The sequence below is a fragment of the Microcoleus sp. Pol1C5 genome (genome assembly GCF_036701115.1).
Lineage (GTDB): Bacteria > Cyanobacteriota > Cyanobacteriia > Cyanobacteriales > Microcoleaceae > Microcoleus.
This window is the reverse complement of sequence record NZ_JAUBQE010000004.1, coordinates 163,024-183,489: the sequence shown is the minus strand read 5'-3', so window position 1 is coordinate 183,489 and position 20,466 is coordinate 163,024. Positions and strand designations below refer to the sequence as shown.

Here is a 20,466-nt window from a genome sequence, read left to right as displayed (position 1 = left end):
TTCTTGTGGAACGGTCGAAAAGCCCACCCCACAAGAAAATTTATGTTTTGTGCAACGAACAGCCGAACTCGTTGCTTTTCCTCGTTACCAGGCTTTTTCGGGTAACGAGGAAAAACTGATAAAAAATGGTAACTTGGAGCTTATGCTAATAGCGCAGCATTTGTGGGAATTAATTTTATTTCTGATTATTCTAGTCGGGCCGATTCCCTTAAGCTTGTCTCTTGCCTTTGAGAATCAGAAAGAAAACAATAACTATTCATTTCCCCATTTTCTCCTTGTACTCCTGACGGGATGGAGTATTGCACAAGTTTGTATCGGCTTGATTTTAGGAAGTGCCGATCGCCTAAATATTGCTGCGGTGATTATAGCAGAAATTCTGATTGGTGCGATCGGCTTCATCCTGATTTATACAAAAAACCACAAAACTTTTACCTTCTCCGAGTGGCCGATTCCCCAACTCAAGCAACCTCTGGGCAAATCCGAACGCCTAATTATTTTTGCCACCGCTATTGCAGGATTTTTGCTGTTACAAATTGTCGCAACCAAACCCACAACCAATTATGATTCATTGTGGTTTCACCTACCTGCGATCGCCCGATGGTATCAAACCCATTCATTGACATTATTAGATGCAGCGGGAAATTGGATTTTTGAACAAGAACAAGCCAGAGTATATCCCTACAATTGGCACGTTTTATCGGTTTTGTGTGTACTGCCATTCCGAGAAGATTTTCTCGCAGCTTTTCCCCTCTTAATTGCGTGGGTACTTGAGGGAATTGCCGTTTATCTATTAAGCGTAAAATTTGGAGCAACGCGAATTCACGGTATGGCAGCAGCATCTTTAGTATTGACAATACCGATGATGCTCAACCAAGTTAACACGATTCACCCAGACTTACCGCTCGCTGCAATATTTACAGTAGGTTTGTATCTTGGTTTATCCTATCACAGCAGCCGATCGCAATCCGAACTCTCCCTATTTTTGGCTGCTGCAGGAATGCTAGCCGGAATAAAAATCACTGGGATAGTCTATGCTGCCTCACTTTTAGGAGGATTAGCAATATTAGAACTTAAAAGATTCGCGGTTAATAAAAAATCTACATCAGCTAAATTTAGAATTCGCCACTTTCTCAAACCAGTCTTGCTATGCGGCGTAGCTTGTTGCTTGCTTTTAGGAGGTTTTTGGTATGCGAGAAACTTGCTGCAAATTAATTACCCTGTCAGCGAAGTCGGCGATATTAAAATTCCCTTAGAGCCTGTTTCCTTACCGTCTCCCGTACCTGGGCAAACACCTCCGGTACAGCAGCCACCAGCTTCGTCACTTCTAAAGATTTGGCAAAGCACTTTAGCAGCTCAATTTAATCCCAGCAATTTTTCCCACTGGCAAACTGTCGGCTTACAAATTATCATTAGATTGCAACTGCCCTTTCTGGCGATCGCACTTCAGGTATTGGCAGCGCCTCTGGCTTTTATCCAAAGTAAAACCAGAAGAATTAATCAAAATAATATTATTTTAATTGTACTTCTCGCCAGTACAGGAATTCTCTACCTAATTACACCTTACACCTCCGGTACTATCGGAGAGTCGATCGGTAAACTCAGCCCTATACTCGGTTTTAACCTCAGATACGGATTTCCCTTTTTAAGCGTACTCGCCGTCGCCGCAGCAGCTACAGCAACTCTCTTGAAAACTCAAAATCAAGTTGTTCTGGCAGTGGTTGTGATTAGTGGTTTTTTAGGAATTACTAGCAACACAATTTTTGATTATATTAAAAATGCTTCTTTCACCGGAGATAGTATTGTTTGGGGGAGTTTATTGATTGACAATTTTAAGTCTAATCCAGGAGAAGCTATTAATACTATCTGGAAAATATTAGCTCCGAGTTGGCAATATATATTACCATATCCGATATTTTATATTGTGTCACTGACTCTGGCTGCGATCTTGTTGAAAATAAATCCAGGCTTCGGATGGCTGAATCATCTATTTCCAACTCGCCAAAAATCAATTTATATAGTAATAATTGGTGTGTGCATAGGATTGATAGTAATTGGTCATTGGAGGGAAAAGCGAGATTTTGCACGCACAGAACTGTATCGCGGTATTTACGAATATATTGATAAAAATACACTACCCGATGAAAGAATAGGCTTCTTTTTAAGTTCGCGCAGCTACCTATTTTACGGGAAAAATTTGGACAGAAAAGTTTTATATGTGCCGTTTAGACCAGATCGACTTTCGGCATGGATTGACAACCTGCGACAACATAAAATTAGGACTGTGGGATTCGGACCCCTGACTGAGACAAACGCAGCTACCAGAAAAGCTTTATCTTGGCTGACAAGTCCCCAGGGACCGCTGCAACCAGTTTTTGGGAAAGATTTTAATACTGAGTCGGTGCTATATCGCTTGAAAAATTAAAAGTTATTAGTTACCATGAACCAAGCTAAAACTCTATTTTCAATTATTGTTCCGACCTACAATCGCCCCGATAAATTAGCGGCGTGTCTTCAGTCTTTTGTTGAAATTGAATATCCGCGCGATAAATTTCAAGTTATCGTGGTCAATGACAGCACCGAAATTTCTGTAGAAAATACAATTTCGCCTTTTAAAAATCTGCTCAATATCACACTTCTGACACAACCAAACTCCGGCCCTGCAACGGCCCGAAATACTGGCTCTTTTGCCGCAGAAGGCAAATTTTTAGTGTTTACAGACGATGACTGTACGGTGGGGGTAGATTGGCTGCAAAATCTGGAGAAGCGATTTGTGGAAACACCAGATTGCTTAATCGGAGGTCGAACTGTAAACGCGCTGCCGGATAACATTTATTCTACTGCCAGCCAGCAACTGATCGATTACCTTTACAGTTACTATAATGCTATTGGCGAGCGCGCGCAATTTTTCACTTCTAACAATTTTGCCCTTCCCGCTGAGGCTTTCCAAAAAATCGGCGGCTTTGACACGACTTTTTCTCTAGCGGCTGGAGAAGACCGGGAATTTTGCGATCGCTGGTTGCATTCTGGCAAAGCCGCAATTTACGCTCCCGAAGTTATAGTCTATCACTTCCATGCACTAACTCTTCGCAAATTTTGGAAACAACAATTCAATTATGGTAGAGGTGCTTTTTTGTTTCAGCAAATTATCTCGAAACGCGGGGCTAATGGGAAACTACAACATCCGTCATTTTATCTGAATTTGCTAACTTATCCATTTTTCCACGCACCGGGCTTTCAAAAGCTATTAATTGCTGCATTGTTTTTAGTTTCTCAGGCAGGAATTGCTGCGGGATTGTTTTGGGAGAAAAACAATTTTGTTGAGGAATAGATTTTTATTAATGAACCGCAGAGAGCGCAGAGAGCGCAGAGAGAGAATTAAGAGTTAGTGGAGTGCGTCAGCTTTGAACAGTCAATTATTGATATAATTCATTCGCTCCTGATGCCTTCTACAACTCAAAAACAGGCTCACCTGCCTGTTCCACAAAGAGTGAGTTTTATTGTGGGGCTGGGCAGGATAACCCGCGCGTAAAAGGCTTATTGAGGATGGTGTAATATCTCAGATATTAGCAAGGTGCGCGGTACGTACCCACAGATTAAATAAATCCGTGTTCTGCTAAGAATTCTGGTGTAATTGTTCCCAAACTGTTGATTGGGGGGGTTTCTTCCCACGGTTCGGGATGGAATTTTGAGCCGCTGCGGAGAAATTTGGCGACATATTTACCCAGAATATCTGCTTCTAAGTTTACTAAACTTCCTGGTTGCAAATAGCTGAGGTTTGTCTCACCAAAACTGTGGGGAATGACAGCAACTTCAAACCAATTGCCGTCAGCATCGCAATCTGCCACGGTTAAGCTGATGCCGTTGACGGCGATACTGCCCTTGGAAACGATGTAAGGTGCGACTTGACGTTGCCATCCCGAATTTGCTGCCGGTGGGGCAGTAAACCGCATCTCCCAAGCGTTGGCGGTTTGGGTTGAGGTTGCTAAAGTGCCGATCGCATCTACGTGCCCCGTCACGAAATGTCCCCCCAATTTGCTACCTGCGCGCAGAGAGGTTTCTAAGTTGACCCAAGCATCGGGGAATGCTCCCAAAGTAGTACGGCGCAGGGTTTCCGGGGAAGCGACGGCGACAAAACCTTGCGGCAGAACTTCCACTACCGTCAAACAGACTCCATCCACGGCTACGCTGTCCCCAATGGCTAAATCTTGTAAAATCTGGTAGGAGTTGTTTGATGTGCAGGAAATTTGGAAATAATCGTTGCCTAGCGACTTCAGCTTTCCGAGAGATTGAATTAGTCCTGTAAACATAAGTATTTTTCCGTAGTCGATCGCTTATTTACATGAAACCACAGGCACAAACCAGAGACAGGAGGTTTTGCCGTCCCCCTGTCCCCTGGAGTCAATCTAAAATCTAAAATCGACAGTCCCAGATCAGTTGCAGATTCCGGCGAAGATCGAGTCATACTGGATTTAGGTGATCTTTATGTCCAAGTTCTCTACTGCCTTACAGTTTCTTAATTCTATGAGGCCGATCGAATGATTGAAATGAAAGTCGCTGGAATTGCCTTAGATGCAGCCACGCGCAGTCCTATTGTCCTATTGAGAGACGCTACTGAGCGACGGGCTTTGCCTATTTATATCGGTCAGGAGCAAGCAAAGGCTATTATTAGCGCGATCGAAGGCCACAAGCCTCCTCGGCCCTTAACTCACGATCTGATGGTCAATTTTTTAGAGGCATGGAGTCTTACCTTGGAGCGCATAGTTATTCACTCGCTGCAAGATAACACGTTCTATGCCGTCCTGATCGTCCGTCAGGGAGAAGTTAAAAAAGAGATCGATGCCCGACCTAGCGACGCGATCGCCCTAGCTCTGCGAACGAACTGCCCCATCTGGGTGATGGAAGAAGTCGTCGCCGATGCTTCGATACCTGTCGATCGAGATGCTGATGAGGCCGAACGCCGGGCCTTCCGGGAATTTATCTCAAACCTCCGTCCAGAGGATTTGATCAAGAGAAGCGGCTTCAGCCCGGGCGAAACTTCCTAACCTTTATGCGCTATCGACGGTTTGGCAAAACAAAGTTGCACCTGTCGGTATTTTCCTTGGGAACCATGCGCTATTTGGCTTCTGAGGAAACTGCCTGTCAGACTGTACAACAGGCGGTGTCTCAGGGAATCAATCACCTGGAAACGGCTGCTGGTTACGGTTGCAGCGAGGAATATCTTGGCGCGGCCCTTTCGGCTGGTTTGTCGGTCGATCGATCGCGCCTTCACGTCACTACAAAAATTTCCCCAACGGAGGATGCAGCAGCAATGGAACGCTGCATCGAGGCATCCCTCAAACGCCTGAATTTAGACTATATCGATTGTCTGGCAATTCACGGTTTGAATACTTGGGAACATTTGGCGATTGTGCGATCGGCCACAGGCTGCATGGAAGCTGTACGCAAAGCCCTGGCCGATGGTCGCATTCGGCACGTCGGCTTTTCGACTCACGGGCCTCTGGATCTGATTTTGGCTGCAATAAACACAGATTTGTTTGAATTTGTCAACCTGCATTATTACTATTTTTTTCAGCGCAACGCCCCGGCAATTGAACTCGCCAAGCACAAAGATATGGGCGTTTTCATCATTTCCCCAGCCGATAAAGGAGGGCAACTCTACACGCCCCCGGAAAGTCTCGCACAATTGTGCTCGCCTTTCTCGCCCTTAGAGTTAAATTATCGGTTTTTACTTAGCGATACTAGGATTGGGACTTTGAGTGTGGGGGCGGCAAATGCGACAGAATTAGAGCAACCCCTGCAATATTGCGATCGCGACTTTCCCCTCACCCACGCCGAAATCGCTGCGTTCGATCGGCTAGAATCGGCTATTGCAGACACTTTGAAAACCGACAAATGCAGCCAGTGCTATGCCTGTTTGCCTTGTCCGGAAAACATCAACATTCCCGAAGTATTGCGACTCCGCAATCTCGCCGTCGGGTGCGACATGACTGACTTTGGCAAATACCGCTACGCCATGTTTGAAAATGCCGGACACTGGTTTCCTGGCAGCAAAGGCAACCGCTGCACCGATTGTGGCGAATGTTTGCCCCGGTGTCCCGAAGAGTTAGACATCCCAACTTTGCTCAAAGATACTCACCAGCGACTCGGGGGCAAAGCAGGCAGGCGGTTGTGGGATTGAAAAAAAGGTGATGAAGGGAAAAGGCGATCGAGCTTATCTAAAGTTTTGCAAAAATTACGCTAAACTTTGGTTTAAGTAAATTTACCATACTGTCGATCGATAAACTACTTCGTTTTACGACTGTATGCGGGAGCATCCCGATTTGGCAAAAAGCGTTTTTGAGGAGTGTGAATATCTTGCACAGCCAAGCCTACATCTAAGCGCAAACACTCCTGTGAAAGCACTCATTTGGATGCTCCCAACACACTTTAAATGGAGCCGAGACTCTTATATGTAAAAACAAATAAATAACACAATCTGATTGACACCTAGAAACTGATTTTTTTGAGAAGACCCCAGTCATTTTCTTGTTTGGTTGGTCGGCGATACCGAATAAATTTATGACCATTTATTAACCGAATTCGATATAAAATCTACAATCGTTCACCTGAGCGCTCACGCCGAAGTCTAAAATCTAAAATCTAAAATTGATTGCCTTCCCGATTAATTGATGCCCTGTCATCTACAACCGATCCCGCATTTACTACTATGGCTCATACTCAGTTAAACGACAGCCAGCAAAATTGTCTGCAACAAACTAAAGTTGCAACTTCCGAAAGAAGAGTGAAAGCAGCTTTCACGCCGTGCACCTATAACTTATCTGTTACCAGAAAACAGCTAATTGGACTGCTGGCGTTACAAACAATCTTGCCAGTCGGACTAACGGGAGCAGCACTTTGGCTAACATCGGCAGTTGGAAACAACGAACTGCAAAATCAAGCTAAATCAGAACTGAGCCTTAGTAAAATTAACTACAATTTCAAACTAGATCGCGCCGCAGACCGTTTGCAAAACTCTTCTGACAGCAAAACGATCGCCCAAACAGCCTTAGCTTACAACAGCGGGAAAAAAATATCAGATTTGCAAAAATCTGTCAAGCAAATTCTAGAAAATCAAGTCAAGACAGGGGAAATAGACAGCGCGGCCTTAGTTGGAAAAAACAGACAGATAGTTGTTAGCGTCAACCCCAACCAGAAGGGAAAAAGTTTTAACCTGCCAAAAATAGTCGATCGAGTATTGGGTGCAAAAAACCCCATTACAGCTACCGAAATCATTGCCAAATCAGAAGTTCAGGAACAATTGGGATCTTTGTTGCCCGGAAAGGTCGATCGACCTGTGCTCGTCCGCTACGCAGCAATTCCCGTAAAAGATCCCAAAAATCAGACAGTGATTGCTGCTTTAGTCTTAAGAAAAATTATCAGCCAAACGTCGGCAGTCGCTAACAGCGAAACCCTCAATTTACAGGGCGGCGGATATCACGCTATCTACGTACCGCTGGCTGAGGGCAAATTTGTCTTGGCAGGTTCGCAAGCAGTTACAAAAAACCAACAGTTGCCAGACTTAAATTCAATAGACAAATCTCTCCTAAAATCTGCACTCGCCGCCGACGGCAAATTAGTCGCCGGAAACGTACACATAGGCAGTCAAACTCATGCAGTAGCTGCCAAATCCCTCGGCAATTTAGCCGGAAAACCCGCAGCAATTTTAGTGCGATTTATCCCCAAAACCTCGATCGAAACCTGGTGGGGCAACAACTGGCTGCTGGCACTGTCTGCTGCTGCCGTTGTCCCCTTCGCCTTGGCAGTTGCTGTCACCCGCCGGATTGCCAAACCCGGTAACTCAAATTTATCAACAGCAGAGGGGAATTGGGCATTTAACCCCACTGCCCAACCGCAGCAGCGATCCCGGAATTTGGATTTAATTTATGACAATTTAAATTTAGGCGAATTTCCAGATTTATTCCCTAAAAAATCGAGTTTAAACGGTAAATTAGCGGTCGATTTTCGATATAAAAAAAATCCGGGCGATCTCCCGATCGCAAATCCCCACATCCCGCTCGCTTTCCAACCCCTAGAATTGGCCGAAAACTCCGTCTCAAATCAGTCGCGGCAGGTAAATACAGAACTAGAAAAAAGTGCGATCGCCTTAAATCTAGTCCAGGAAGCTTGGCAAGACTTAAATCGCCTCAACTGGGAATTGCAGCCAGAAATACTCGATCGCCAAAACACTCAAAAAGCCCTGCGAAAGAGCGAAGCACTGCTGCAAGCGATTTTAGACAACTCAACAGCAGTAATTTACATAAAAGATGTTGAGGGAAAATACCTGCTCACCAACCGCCATTTTGACAATTTGTTCGACATCGCAAAAGAGCAAATAACAGGAAAAACCGATGGCGATATTTTTCCCCAAGACAAAGCAGCAGCCTTGCGAGAAAATGACCTAAAAGTTCTTGAATCCTCCTCGCCCCTAACCCTCGAAGAAATCATCCCTCAAGACGACGGCCCGCACACTTATATTTCTCTGAAATTTCCCCTCTGCAACTCCGAAGGTAAAGCTTATGCAGTCGGTACAATTTCTACAGATGTGAGCGATCGCAAACTTGCCGAACTCACCCTAGAAAAAGCCAAAGCAGAACTAGAAATAGAAGTCGAACAGCGCACCCTATTCCTCAAACAAGCCAACGAACTCTTGCGGTTTGAGCTCGCCGCCAGAGTCCGCGGCGCCATCACCGTTAGACAAATGACCGCTCAGGTAGCCCGACACGCCAGAACAGTTGACGGCATTCTCGGCGCTTCCCTTGACCTAATTTTTCTGGTAGATCGATCGGGAAAATACACCTATGTCAGCCGCACCGCCGCTCAAGCTGCCGGCATGAACCCCAGAGAAATGATTGGCAAAACCTGGCAGGAATTAGGCTGGTCGCCAACAATTATGCAGCGAGTTCACCAAGAATGCCACGGCATATTTGCCACAGCCGAGCCCGTGAAAGGCGAAGTAATTGTCCCCACGGCAAGCTGGGGAACCCGCGACTACGAGTACATTCTCAGCCCGGTTTGTGCGACAGACGGCAGCGTCGAAGCGGTGGTGGCGACACTGCGAGATATCACCGAACGCAAAGACGCTGAGGAAGCGTGGCAGTTGGCCAAAGAAGCCGCAGAACTCGCCAACCGTGCCAAGAGTGCTTTTCTGGCAAACATGAGCCACGAGTTGCGAACTCCCCTGAATGCGATTATCGGCTACAGCGATATGCTGGTGGAAGATGCCGAAGAGTTAGGCAACTTACAGGTTGTCTCGGATTTAGACAAAATTCGCACTGCTGGCAAACACTTGCTGCGGCTGATAGAGGACATTCTCGACATCTCCAAAATTGAAGCTGACAAGATGGAGATTTACCTCGAAAGCTTCGATGTTGGAGGCTTAATCGAGGAGGTGGTAACAACTATCAAACCGCTAATGGATAAAAACGGCAATACTTTGCAAGTATTGAGTTCTGAGAATATCGGCGCGATGCACGGCGATTTGATGAAAGTGCGGCAGGTAATGCTGAATTTGCTCAGCAATGCTGCTAAATTTTCTGCTAATGGGACGATCGTGCTTACTGTCGAAAGAATTACCAGTGAAGAATTAAAAAATAAATATCAACCGAGAGTTGCTCAACTGTTAATTTTGGATGCAGAATTTTTAATTTTCCGAGTGACGGACACGGGCATCGGCATGACAAAAGAGCAGCAAGAGCGACTTTTTCAACCTTTTACTCAAGCCGACAATTCAACTACTCGCAAGTACGGCGGTACTGGTTTGGGACTGACTATCAGTCAGCGTTTTTGTCAGATGATGGGCGGCGATATTGAAGTTACTAGCGATATAGATTGCGGTTCTACTTTTACTGTTTGTCTGCCTGCTTCATTGTTTAGGCGATCGGAATTTTAACATGACTTCAGGGGCGGGCTAATAATAAAAGCCAAAAACAAACAATCTCATAAACTCGCCACCACACAAAACAAAATTGGCATGTACATCTTTTGCATATAATAAAATGTAAGGTTGATGTAGGTTCTATCCTATGCGGGGACGGGTTTTCTAGATGGCAATTTTCCGACATGAATAATTGGTAAAACCCGCACCTATAGAAAATATATAACAAAGCCAAAAATAATTATGAAATACGATGTTGATACCCGCAATAATTGCATTTTGACAAAAAGTTTATTTTTGTTCCTTATTGCGGGTTCTGCGTGCTTCGGAGCCTTGCTGTGGGGACAATCTGCCGCATATTCCCAGCAGCCGAGCTGCCCGACTGGCAACGCTGCTAATTTGCCGTCGCCTCCGCTGTCGCAAACCGAAAAAAGTGTGCCGAGTCTGTGGTTAGCTCAAAAACTCTATGGCGGGAAATTGCTCGATCGCTGGTTTGTAGATCCCGGCAATACTTGGGTAATTATCATAGTTAACCGCCAACTTTGGAGTTTGCTCGATTATATGGAACGCTATCAGTTTGTCAACCGCTTTGGGACTGTCGCCAGCGAATACGGTTACAATGTGCGAGTTTGCAATCGTCAAGGCACGGCTTTGGCAGTTTATTCGTGCAAGGGCGATCGGCGCTTCTGTCGGATTGATTTAGAATCTCTCTCAAATCCAGGTATTCGAGGAAGGGTGAAAGGATTTTAGTAGGGTGCACCAGCAGCGAGTAATTTGATGAATAATGGATAAATCAAGAGCTGACGCACCGTGCATTTTAACTTCTCACTACTTGCCTAGTTTCTTGCCAGAGCGATCGATATTGGGCAATCCCCCCATCCCCAAACGGCAGGAGAAAGTCGCTAGCAGCAAGAATCTTCGCTTCTGGCAACAACACAGAATTAGTGCGAACAGCTTCCGGCAAATCCTCGGGTTTCATGCCGACAATTATCGGCGAACTAGCCTTAGCCAGCAAAGATAATTGAGGAGCAACCCGAGGCTGCAAGCAAAAATCAATCCATTTATCAACTAAAGAAACTGGATTCCCTGATGCTGGTTCTACCCACAAATCTGTCCAAAGTGCCGTTCCCGAAACAGGAATTACTAAAGCAATATCCTTTTGAGTTTGCAGCAGCGGCAGCAAGTCCCCAGAGGAACCTACTGCCAACCAAGTATCGCCTAAAATTAATGGTTGTAGGTAAGAGTCAGAACTATAAAGTTTAACTTGTTGGTGCAGATTTGCGATTTCTTTTTTAAGATTTGGGACTCGCTCTAATTGCTGCGTATTGTAAGATTTTCCTAGTTTTTTTAATGTTAAACCGATAACTTCTCTGGCACTATCTGGCAGAGAAATTCGATCGCGCAATTCGACTCGCCACAAGTCTTTCCAATCTGTCGGAGTCCACCCCAAAGCCTTAAATTTGTCGGTTCGATAGGCAATTACCGTACTTCCCCAGCGGTAAGGTGCAGCCCACACTTTACCTTGAGGATCTAATTTACCCTCATCGTTGCGCCTGACGAGTTTTTGCCATCTTTCGGGCAATTGTGGCCAATTAGCAAACTTAGCAGGATCGATCGGCTTAATCAATTTTTGCCTAATTGCCAAAGTCAGCCAGTAATCTCCCAACATCACCAAGTTAGCTTGATTTTTTGATTGGGGAACCTGTTTCCACTCCTGCAACAGGGCGAATAATTCTTTTAATTGTCCTTCTTGCGTTACCTGCAAAAGCGGAGACGGTTGTACATCGCGGCTAAATTTGCTTACCAGTTGGGCCGGAATACCGTTTTTGAGCGATCGAATTTTGAGAATGGGCTTCGAGTCGCACCCTGCCGCCAATTGACTTAAAGTTAGGGTGGCGGCCCCCAATAGCAAAGACCTTCGTTTCACCTGTGAATCCGCTTTTCTAAATATTGACCGATCGTTTTGTGTTCTACAGCCCGGGAAATAATTGTTTGTCGAGTCCGGTAGTTGGCGCCGATTTGTCTTATTTCTTCCTCAAACACAGAGCCATTGTACTCGGTTCTGCTGCCAAAAGAGTCTGTTTTGCTCTTGCCCTGATTTTACCTTCTAGCTTGTCGATCGAGCTTTCCGATGCCGAAAACTCCGTCAACTTAACGGCTAATTTCTCTGTTCCAAGTTCCTTTGAGCCAGTTGTGTTCGCCAGCCGGGTCGATCGACTGCATCTGTGTTACATTTTTTAATATAACGAAATAACGAGAGCGCTGCCATCTGCCGTTGGATGACGCTTTTTACACAACCGAAGTGAAAAATCCTTTTTAAATCGGCGACAGCTTAATAACTAAAAAAACTAAAAATTCATTCATCTGAATCCTGAAAGCACTGGCGAGAGCGAAGTCAATCTAATAGGACGCTCTGCAATCCCACTCTCAGAAACCCGACGTTTTAACTCTGATTGAAGGATTGAAGGTTTGAACGAAGTATAGGGGTTAACCGACCCGGTTCCTGTGTCCAAGACTATGTAAAACCTAAAATCTACAATCTACAATCGACTCACGAATGGCGATCGATTATCTTCAAGCTGGCTCCCTAAATCTACCGTGAGGATTCGGAACACAACAATTACGTCAAAAATTAAATAATTTAGTGATAAATCCAAGTTATGTAAAGATTTACCTAAAATGTAAAGATATTAAGTTACGAGCCAAAGGATGATTGTATGGAAGCGCTCCGCCAGCAAGTTACAGTATTGAGCCAACAAATCGAGGCCCTCTACAAACTCATAGAAAACCTCAATGAAAAGCTCTTGGCGTCTGCCACGGAGACGAAGCTGACCCAGCAACAGAGAAACGATCGCTCTGGAACGGTAGGAAATGACAAAACCTCGCCCTATCAAAGCTACAGCAGTCTCGACGGCCTCCTCGAACACAAGGACATACTGTTAGATGACAGCTACTTCGACAAGAATTCTCAAAGCCTGGAAAAAGAGCTGAGCGCCGAGATTCAAATCCAGCGCTTAACAGCTCAGCTAACAGCAGCTTACAATCGAATTGCAGCCTTGGAAGAACAGTTGCTCTCCAAAAGAATGCACTCGCAACATCTAGGCGGGCCTAATTAAATATTGCTAGCGGGGATCGGGTACTAATCAAAAAAAATACAAGTTGCGTTGATTTATGCTCGTCTACTTAGAGATTCATTGCATAGAGTTTTTTATTTCCTGCAAGTAGCAGGGGGGATACTGCATCAAAGCCAGATATTGTGTAGAAAACTATGTAAATCTGAGAGCATAAATGCTACAGAAAGTGATATAATTATTCAGCCAAAAGGAAGCTGGGTGAGCAGCACAACCATGTTCGCAGCTCGATCGGCGCATCTGAATTTTTAATGTTTAATTCCTAAGATTCGTGGACGCCCAGAAAACTAAAAATCCGGTTTGCGAGTGTATTCGTCGCTGCAAAACCCCAATATTTTCAGTAAAAACCAGGTTTTTTGCCTCCAGGACTCTCTAATGTTTAATTTCACACCGCGAGGCTAAAGCTTCAACAGCTTGGAGGAGTTGAGGAGGAGTCCAATTTGCAGTCAGACCACTGGCGATCGCACAGGCTCCCGCACCGACACCTTCCTTAACATAGCCGCGATCGTAAGCTTGCAGTTGTCCGTAGCGAGATCCAGCAAAACTTAGCTGCGCGGCCAACAGAGACACACCGCCGATATCTTTAGCGAGTCCTATCGTGTCTCCTGTAGGGTCTTCGGCCACCCAGCGCGTAGTCCCCACCGCAACTTGTTCGGGACGCCATACTAGAGCATATTCACGGGCTAAGGCTTGCATCAAAGCGTACACTGCCAGCATTTGCGTACCCCCGGCCAGAAGCACCCCGCAAGTCCGACTCGCGGCGATCGCCATTCCCGCCACCGCTATTTGCATCGGATCGCCCACCGCCGCTATTAATTCCAGGGGAGTGCTGTTTTGTCCGTTAATTTCCCACTCAGCATTATTGAGTCCCGCTGTCACCGCAGCCAATTTTTGAGCGTGATTGCAGCGAGGATGAGAACTATTAACTTTGCCCGCCGCTGCAATACCCAAACCCATTAACACGCCCAAAGCAGTAGTCGTTCCCCCAACTACGCACTCTCCTAAAATTAAATAGCTGCCATTAGTTTGATCGGCTAATTTAGCTCCCCAAATTAATCCTTGTTCGAGCAAATGTTTGACTGTTTCGAGTTCTAAAGCATTCCCAGAAATCAGACACTTTGCCGGAGTGCCACCCAAATCAATTGCAGGTACGGGAGGTGGGAGGGGCAAACCAGCATTAAATAGGTAAAGGGGAAGTTCCAAAGCTTCGACTACAGCGCGAGATATCAGTACCGGCGAGGCACCCGCTTCTAGGGGCGGCAAAGGATATTGGGGCGACGGTTGGGGGCCGTTATACAAAAATTCTGCATCGGCTAAACAAGTAAATTGTCGATCGTGCGGTGTTGCTCCTGCTGCTGAAATCCCCGGAATTAAGCCTGTAGCGGTAAATCCTAACACGCAGGCAAATATCGGTTTTCGTCCCCGATAGCGATCGAGCCACCGCTGCCCCTGTTCAATTTCTGTATAAATACCAATCATAAATTAGTCATTAGTCAGTAGTCAGTAGTCATTAGTCATTAGACCTCTGCAATAATTATTGTGGAACAGGCATCTTGCCTGTTCAAGACTTGTTTTGCAGGAGAGATCTATTAGTTATTAGTCATTAGTTATTTAGTAGCAATTAGCAATTAGCAATGCCCCATGCCCAATGCCCGATGCCCGATGCCCGATGCCCGATGCCCAATAACTACTCTTCATAATCAATCAAAAGTTGCACCCAGCTTGGCGGCCGCGGAATCGGATTTCCCAAACGATCTAACAGCAGCAAAGCTACTAAATGCACTACAAATAAATAGACAATATTGTTAACCAAAATCATCCCGGCGGCGATCGCCCCAATTGTGTTCAAACTCGGTACATTAAGCCAGCCCAGCTTCACGAACACCCATTCCACCATCTCTGTTACCTGGGCGGTTACGTAAACCCATAGATCCTGACCCACCAACGCTGACAGCAGCCAAAACCGAAAAAAGAAGCCTACAGTACCAATGAGAGCGCCCACACTAATAGAGAGTGACCAACTCGCTTTGCGCCTCCAAAGTCCTCCCAGCGCAACTCCCATAACTCCAAAAGGGATCACGTATAAAATGCTCCGCGTCGGGCCCATCAGTACCGACAGCAGCAAACCCGATACCAAAGCTGCCATCCAAGCTGCTCGGTTGCCCCAGCGCAAGTAAACCAGGGCGATGGGTATCGGGAAAAAAACCCGCAGCAAAGGGCCCAGCGGAAAGTAATAATTTACCAGCCAAATTAAGCTAGCGGTACTTGCCAAAAAAGCCGTTTCTACCAGCCTTAAAGGCGCTTCCCCAGAGGCGCGCTTCCCCTGATCGGGATTTGGGCGATCGCCAGCCATTGCTGAAATATCCGCGGTTGGTGGCTCGTTATTTGTATTGGGTGAACTACCCGAATTAGAGGCAGCATCTGCTGACAAAAAATCACTCATCCGATTTTAGATTTTAGATTTTAGATTTTAGATTTTAGATTTTACGGGACTTGCGCTCGATACGGCTGATTCCCGATTTTAGATTTTAGATTTTAGATTTTAGATTTTAGGGGACTTGCGCCCGATACGGCTGATTCCCGGTTTCAGTGTTTGGATGCCTCGCCACCAAATTTAATATTGCTCGCAGAAACCGGGTTTAGGTAGGAACGCAAGTCTTATGTTAGATGGATTTTCTCAGCCAAAATTTTCAGCAGCATTATTTATTTTTCGATTTTGACTTCCTGGATTACCAAAACCGAACAAGATGCGTGGTGAACGACATAATTACTGACGCTGCCGAGGAAAGCTTCTGCGAACCCCGTGCGGCCGCGCCTCCCCAACACTATTAAATCTGCGCCCCAATTTTCGGCGGATTCACAGATACAATGCCCCGGATCTCCGTCCATTTTGCAGTCAAATTCCACCTGCAATCCTTTGTTTGCTGCGGCGTCGCAGTAATTTTTCAGCAAACCCGAAGCGTGTTTTACCTCCTTTTCCAGCCGCAAACGTTGAGCTTGATAAGCTTGATCCATTAACTCGACATTCATTCCCAAATCTACTGGAATTGGCACTGCCGTCTGACCCACCGTGCTCACAGTAACGCAGTTAAATAGCATTACCTGGGCGCTATCGCTCAGAGCTAATTCTAAAGCTTGAGTGAACACGCGGTGGCCCAGTTCAGAATCATCTAAGGCGGCGAAAATTTTCTTAAAACTCACAGCTTTACCTCCTCCGGGAAATCATTAATATCAGTTAGTTAACAGAGAGTGCTTTTGAATTAGATGCAATAAAAGCAAACTCTGATAATTCTAGACTAACAGACGCTCTAAGGCGTGGAGGTCGGGAATGCACAAAACGTCACGTTCGCGCTGAATAGTTCCTTTTTTTTCCAGCTTGCTCAGCACTCGCGTTACTGTTTCGCGAGCCAGCCCGCTGAGGCTGCTCAGTTCTCTGTGTGGCAGGTTCGGTATTTCTGTACCTCCTGTTTCCAGGATTTTTTTGCCTTGCCCCTCTGCCAAAAATAATAGAATATCTGCTACTCGCGAGGTACTGTCAGACTCTCGCAAACGCAGGCGGCGGTTGACTTGTCGCAGGCGACGCGCCATCAGTTGAGCTAGGCGAATACCTGCTAGCGGCTCGGTATGAATGAGCTGCACAAAATCCTGAGATGGCATATTACCGATCAGTGTCGGGGCTAGGGTGATCACATCTGTCGATCGCGGTGCTTCTTCGATCGCGGCCATTTCCCCGAATAATTCTCCTTTCCCTAAAATATTCAGTGTTACTTCTTTTCCGTCTAGGTTGTAGGTGCGAATTTTCACCCAACCATCCAATATAAAATACACTGATGTTCCCCAGTCATTTTCGAGTAAAATCACTTGATTTGACGGATGACTGCGGGTAACGATGTGGACAGTTGCTCTCTCGATTACAGGATCGGGTAATCCTGCAAAAAAAGGAGTAGAAACTATCAATTGATTTATATTAGAGTTCGGATCTCGGGTGTTAAAGCGGTCTTCCATGAGGCCATCATTTTAATTTATGCGCTTGAGCTGCGCTGGGCAGTTACAAATAGCTTGCAGCCGAGTCATTGGATTTGAGATTCAAGATTTGAGAAACAAGGATCTAAAATCAAGGATCTAAAATCGGAAATTTTACCTCTAAAGTTTTGCGGTCAAAGGCTCAATATGGGAATTAATAACCTCAAGCTCTGATTGGGAGCTAGAAACTAAAAAATATACCATAATTTTTTAGATATATACCACTGAGCAAATTTTATTAACAAAATTTTAGCAATGTGGCAAACCACTGAGCCGATCGAATTACCTTTGAAAGCACTTCGCGAAGACAAGCTTAACACTGCTGAGAGATTTGTTGTCACTAGGCCCTGCTGTCGAGAAGGTAAAATCCACGAGTACAAGCCTGCAAGCAAGGTAGACAGCGACCAAATCCGAGCAACTACCTAGAACCTGGCAAATGTCAGCACGATCGGCAAAATCCACAGCCATTGCGAGCCTAAAGACAGGCGCTCTTGGCGAGCCAAACCCACCGACCTCCCAGCAAAATTTTCTGCTACCCAAGATTATTGTACCATTAGTATCTAGCCATGAATACAGATAATAGGCTATAATTAAGGGTTACTCAAATCCAGTATACGGGGACAATCCCGAATCTCGGTATCCCAAATCGCAAATTGTTTGAGGTTTTTTCCAAGTCGGTGAAAAATGAACAGACACTGGCGCGCCACCATGCTAATGAAACTCGCGGTGACAGTGTGCGGCCCGCCGTTCAAGCAGGTGAAGGCAAAAGTTCGTCGGGCTCGCAGCTATTCCGAGCAGGAATCAGCCTCCGGGCAGGGAAACTCGCCCCTGAGTCCCAGAATTTGAAAGCACTTGGAATTGATAGAAGCGGGCATTTGGTGCGGAAGTACCGACTAACCTATCATAGGCAATAGAAGCGCTCCGAAGGCAAAAGGTTAATTAACAGTTGTCAGAAAATATTAGTAAATTATTGACGGACTCGCATTCAGATTATTCTATCTATTGGCATCGCTGCCGCCTGACTTCAGTCTTTTGTCGGTAAAGTTTCTCCCAAGCCGCATTCCCAGAGGTTCCGCCCTTGAATTCTCAGAAGTACAAAATTCAAGCACTGATTGCTGAGATAGACGAGGTACTCAGCAAGCCCGCACCCCGCTTGCCTTGGACGGGTTCGATAGATACTGTCCACCAGCGCCAACTTTTAGAGCGAGTGCGCGCTTATCTGGTTTCCTCAGACTCAAAGCTAACAGTCCCAAAGGCCCCCGCCCGCCCAAATGTGCCCCCGCAACCAGTTCCAGTGCCCAAAGTGCCTCTGCCCGCCCCTCGCCCCTCAGCCGCAGAGCAAATCATGCTTGCCGTAACCGGAGAAATCAGCCATCTGCGTTCAAGCCTGACAGGGCCGCTCCAAGAAGACATAGAAGCTTTGCGACAAGAGCAGCAAGCTCTAATTCAAGAAATCAAACAGCTAGAAGCAAAACGGCAGCAGCAACAATCCCTAGCTCAACAACAAGCCAACCAACAGCAAATCATTGCTGAATTCTTGCAGGTACTGACTGCCCGCTTGGAAGAAACCTTGACGAGCGATTTCTCCCAAATTCTAAGTTCGCTAGAAAATCAGTTATTGCAAAGCAGCGCAGCACCATACTCTTTGGGCCGTGCGCCTGATGAACAGTCGGCTATTGATGTCACACTGAACCGACAAACCTCAGAAGAACACCCGCTGCTGACGCCGGCTCAGAGGTTGGAGCAAATGCAACTGTTCCAATCTCGTGCTGACAGTCTGCTGATGAGTCTCGATTCTAGGATGGCTATCGTGTTCGAGGCTTTGCAAGCAAATCTGCAAAGCTATCAAGCTTCCTTGAGACAAGAACTCGAAAATATGTACGGTTTGAGCCAGCAGAGCGAGGCGATGTTCGCGGCTTTGGTCAACCACTTGGCTTCACAGTTGGGGCGAGAAGCCTCTTCCTACGTTCAACAGCCGATCGATTTAGCAAATAATCTCGAAACCGTCACCCCAACAGCAGCCGATCAATCTCCTATCGCTCCCGCCCTTTCAAATACTCCAGAGACTCTGACGGGAGACTCGGTACAGGAAATTCGCACCGGCGAATTCGGAGACCCAGACAGATTTCCCTATGCCGGTACAGAAATTTCTCCGCAATTCAGAAAGTTGAGGCGCGACCGCGACCGCATTCAAGCCCCAAGTTTGCTCCCGGATGGGGAAGATAATGTGTTGGGTGATACACCCGAAATATCTCGAAATGCAACTCGGTTGACTGGCGGTGAATTGGAGAACAGGGTAACAGAAACAGACGAAGAAATTGATGACTTGTATGCAAGCTTGTTCGCGGGAGAAGCGGTTCCTGAAGTAGAATTACAAATAGAAAATTTTCCGGTAGAAAATACTGTAATTGAGACAAAAAGAGAAGGTGTAGAATATCAAGCAGCGACGGATAATGAAAATGCAGAATCGCTAAAATTGACTGAAGATTTGTTTGCAAATCTACTGGATGAAGGCGAATCTCTGGAAGAGATTTTAGTAGAGGAAAATTCAGAATTTGTAATGCGGAATTCTGTAGAGAGTCTAACTTTAGATAGTGCAGATTTATTTCAACCGCAAGTGGCAACAGTACCTCAAATTTCAGAAGCATCACCCTCAACTGCTGAGGTGCAAATTGACGCGGACGATCGAGAAAATCTAGAAACGCCTCAAAACCTCAGCGAGCAGTTCAGTGCTACTGAGCCTCCATCAGCAGCTTTGCCGTTGAGAACGCCTGCCGAAATTAGCGCGAACCGCCCCAGTGCCACGCCCGCTGTACCCAGTGTCGGTGACTTGCAAACTGGCGAGTTCGACTCATCCTCGCAGCGGCTCGATGATGGGTACATCCAAGCTTCGCCGGACGAGGATTTGCTGCCGGTCGAGGCATTAGAAGATGACCTCGATCGAGCTCTAAATTTGGACAACAATACTCTGGAACTTTTGGAGGCAGACCTCTACAATCTGGAGGGATTAGAAAATACTAGCTTCGGGCGATCGAATTTCTCAGCCGCTAACAGCTTGGATTTATCGGAGAGTTCCCCCGAAGGTATTGCAAACAATCCCTTTGCGGAGGCGGCAGAGGAAGAACTCGGCACGCTGGAGGATTTGTTCTCCGATGTGTTGGAACTCTCCTCTGATGATGAACCCTTTGTTTTGGAAAACGAACTTGAGGATGATTTGTTTGCGGAGGAAGACGGCTCGAATTTGACGCTAGACGAGATTTTGGCTAGTTTGACCGAGACCGATCGCCCTTTGACTGATTCTTCCCCTCCAGAAACTGCCGAAACTAACGAACTGCGATCGAGTCCTCCAGAAAGTCAAAAAAAAAACTAATTTCGATAGAGAGTAAAGCAGGAGTTGTT

Annotated in this window: 18 protein-coding genes; 11 read left to right on the top strand and 7 right to left on the bottom strand. The window is 46.0% G+C overall.

What is annotated here, in order from left to right:
* The first annotated feature begins 49 nt into the window (after nt 1–49).
* Together QUA23_RS03905 and QUA23_RS03900 are read left to right on the top strand one after the other, a co-directional pair.
* Nucleotides 50–2,422 (top strand): hypothetical protein, encoded by a 2,373-nt coding sequence (locus QUA23_RS03905; RefSeq protein ID WP_333073354.1) that lies wholly within the window; start codon nt 50–52, stop codon nt 2,420–2,422.
* Between the two features lie 15 nt (nt 2,423–2,437).
* Nucleotides 2,438–3,328 carry a glycosyltransferase gene (locus QUA23_RS03900; protein WP_333073352.1) on the top strand — a complete coding sequence of 297 codons (891 nt, stop codon included), beginning with the start codon at nt 2,438–2,440 and terminating at the stop codon, nt 3,326–3,328.
* 265 nt (nt 3,329–3,593) lie between these two features.
* Here the strand turns inward: QUA23_RS03900 and ribE are convergent, their stop codons facing one another.
* Complete coding sequence (gene ribE, locus QUA23_RS03895; RefSeq protein ID WP_333073351.1) at nt 3,594–4,307, bottom strand: riboflavin synthase; 714 nt, start codon at nt 4,305–4,307, stop codon at nt 3,594–3,596.
* 228 nt (nt 4,308–4,535) lie between these two features.
* Between ribE and QUA23_RS03890 the strand changes: the two genes are divergently transcribed.
* The 4 genes from QUA23_RS03890 (at nt 4,536) to QUA23_RS03875 (ending at nt 10,663) form a co-directional block, all read left to right on the top strand.
* Entirely contained in the window at nt 4,536–5,042 is a 507-nt protein-coding gene (locus QUA23_RS03890) for a bifunctional nuclease family protein (protein ID WP_006635481.1), read from the top strand.
* A gap of 5 nt (nt 5,043–5,047) precedes the next feature.
* A complete protein-coding gene (locus tag QUA23_RS03885; protein WP_333073349.1) occupies nt 5,048–6,178 on the top strand; it encodes an aldo/keto reductase in 1,131 nt (376 codons plus the stop codon).
* Between the two features lie 528 nt (nt 6,179–6,706).
* Complete coding sequence (locus QUA23_RS03880; RefSeq protein WP_333073347.1) at nt 6,707–9,928, top strand: PAS domain-containing protein; 3,222 nt, start codon at nt 6,707–6,709, stop codon at nt 9,926–9,928.
* A gap of 228 nt (nt 9,929–10,156) precedes the next feature.
* The gene (locus QUA23_RS03875; protein ID WP_333073345.1) at nt 10,157–10,663 is read left to right on the top strand and encodes a hypothetical protein; all 507 of its coding nucleotides are present in this window, start codon (nt 10,157–10,159) and stop codon (nt 10,661–10,663) included.
* Between the two features lie 67 nt (nt 10,664–10,730).
* Here QUA23_RS03875 and QUA23_RS03870 read toward each other — a convergent pair whose 3' ends face one another.
* Both QUA23_RS03870 and QUA23_RS03865 read right to left on the bottom strand, forming a co-directional pair.
* Nucleotides 10,731–11,840, bottom strand: coding sequence for an extracellular solute-binding protein (locus tag QUA23_RS03870; RefSeq protein WP_333073343.1), 1,110 nt, complete (start codon nt 11,838–11,840; stop codon nt 10,731–10,733).
* Nucleotides 11,837–11,956 (bottom strand): hypothetical protein, encoded by a 120-nt coding sequence (locus QUA23_RS03865; RefSeq protein WP_333067056.1) that lies wholly within the window; start codon nt 11,954–11,956, stop codon nt 11,837–11,839. Before QUA23_RS03865 ends, QUA23_RS03870 begins: the two co-directional genes overlap by 4 nt.
* On the opposite strand from QUA23_RS03865, the gene QUA23_RS03860 reads away from it, so the two are divergent.
* Nucleotides 11,906–12,154, top strand: a complete 249-nt coding sequence (locus QUA23_RS03860; RefSeq protein ID WP_333093770.1) for a hypothetical protein — start codon at nt 11,906–11,908, stop codon at nt 12,152–12,154. The two genes, QUA23_RS03865 and QUA23_RS03860, sit on opposite strands and share 51 nt — an antisense overlap.
* A 476-nt stretch (nt 12,155–12,630) precedes the next feature.
* Nucleotides 12,631–13,029 carry a hypothetical protein gene (locus QUA23_RS03855; RefSeq protein ID WP_333073341.1) on the top strand — a complete coding sequence of 133 codons (399 nt, stop codon included), beginning with the start codon at nt 12,631–12,633 and terminating at the stop codon, nt 13,027–13,029.
* Between the two features lie 387 nt (nt 13,030–13,416).
* Here QUA23_RS03855 and cobT read toward each other — a convergent pair whose 3' ends face one another.
* The 4 genes from cobT to QUA23_RS03835 all read right to left on the bottom strand — a co-directional run bounded on the left by cobT (nt 13,417) and on the right by QUA23_RS03835 (nt 17,049).
* Complete coding sequence (gene cobT / locus QUA23_RS03850; RefSeq protein ID WP_333073339.1) at nt 13,417–14,523, bottom strand: nicotinate mononucleotide-dependent phosphoribosyltransferase CobT; 1,107 nt, start codon at nt 14,521–14,523, stop codon at nt 13,417–13,419.
* A gap of 208 nt (nt 14,524–14,731) precedes the next feature.
* A complete protein-coding gene (locus QUA23_RS03845) occupies nt 14,732–15,487 on the bottom strand; it encodes a DUF2232 domain-containing protein (RefSeq protein WP_333073337.1) in 756 nt (251 codons plus the stop codon).
* A gap of 260 nt (nt 15,488–15,747) precedes the next feature.
* A complete protein-coding gene (locus QUA23_RS03840; RefSeq protein ID WP_333073336.1) occupies nt 15,748–16,245 on the bottom strand; it encodes a universal stress protein in 498 nt (165 codons plus the stop codon).
* A gap of 90 nt (nt 16,246–16,335) precedes the next feature.
* Nucleotides 16,336–17,049 (bottom strand): Crp/Fnr family transcriptional regulator, encoded by a 714-nt coding sequence (locus QUA23_RS03835; protein ID WP_190663937.1) that lies wholly within the window; start codon nt 17,047–17,049, stop codon nt 16,336–16,338.
* Nucleotides 17,050–17,322: 273 nt separating this feature from the next.
* Between QUA23_RS03835 and QUA23_RS03830 the strand changes: the two genes are divergently transcribed.
* The 3 genes from QUA23_RS03830 to QUA23_RS03820 all read left to right on the top strand — a co-directional run bounded on the left by QUA23_RS03830 (nt 17,323) and on the right by QUA23_RS03820 (nt 20,437).
* Nucleotides 17,323–17,493, top strand: coding sequence for a hypothetical protein (locus QUA23_RS03830; protein WP_333073333.1), 171 nt, complete (start codon nt 17,323–17,325; stop codon nt 17,491–17,493).
* Nucleotides 17,494–17,751: 258 nt separating this feature from the next.
* Nucleotides 17,752–17,913 carry a hypothetical protein gene (locus QUA23_RS03825; RefSeq protein WP_333073331.1) on the top strand — a complete coding sequence of 54 codons (162 nt, stop codon included), beginning with the start codon at nt 17,752–17,754 and terminating at the stop codon, nt 17,911–17,913.
* 232 nt (nt 17,914–18,145) lie between these two features.
* On the top strand, nt 18,146–20,437 hold the full coding sequence (locus QUA23_RS03820) for a hypothetical protein (RefSeq protein ID WP_333073330.1): 2,292 nt from the start codon (nt 18,146–18,148) through the stop codon (nt 20,435–20,437).
* Nucleotides 20,438–20,466: the final 29 nt, after the last annotated feature.

Coding starts and splice junctions, on each gene's coding strand:
- QUA23_RS03900 (WP_333073352.1), top strand. CDS start 2,438: ATGAACCAAGCTAAAACTCTATTTTCAATTATTGTTCCGACCTACAAT.
- cobT (WP_333073339.1), bottom strand. CDS start 14,523: ATGATTGGTATTTATACAGAAATTGAACAGGGGCAGCGGTGGCTCGAT.
- QUA23_RS03845 (WP_333073337.1), bottom strand. CDS start 15,487: ATGAGTGATTTTTTGTCAGCAGATGCTGCCTCTAATTCGGGTAGTTCA.
- QUA23_RS03835 (WP_190663937.1), bottom strand. CDS start 17,049: ATGGAAGACCGCTTTAACACCCGAGATCCGAACTCTAATATAAATCAA.
- QUA23_RS03890 (WP_006635481.1), top strand. CDS start 4,536: ATGATTGAAATGAAAGTCGCTGGAATTGCCTTAGATGCAGCCACGCGC.
- QUA23_RS03855 (WP_333073341.1), top strand. CDS start 12,631: ATGGAAGCGCTCCGCCAGCAAGTTACAGTATTGAGCCAACAAATCGAG.
- QUA23_RS03825 (WP_333073331.1), top strand. CDS start 17,752: ATGAACAGACACTGGCGCGCCACCATGCTAATGAAACTCGCGGTGACA.
- QUA23_RS03875 (WP_333073345.1), top strand. CDS start 10,157: ATGAAATACGATGTTGATACCCGCAATAATTGCATTTTGACAAAAAGT.
- QUA23_RS03885 (WP_333073349.1), top strand. CDS start 5,048: ATGCGCTATCGACGGTTTGGCAAAACAAAGTTGCACCTGTCGGTATTT.
- ribE (WP_333073351.1), bottom strand. CDS start 4,307: ATGTTTACAGGACTAATTCAATCTCTCGGAAAGCTGAAGTCGCTAGGC.
- QUA23_RS03880 (WP_333073347.1), top strand. CDS start 6,707: ATGGCTCATACTCAGTTAAACGACAGCCAGCAAAATTGTCTGCAACAA.
- QUA23_RS03830 (WP_333073333.1), top strand. CDS start 17,323: ATGTGGCAAACCACTGAGCCGATCGAATTACCTTTGAAAGCACTTCGC.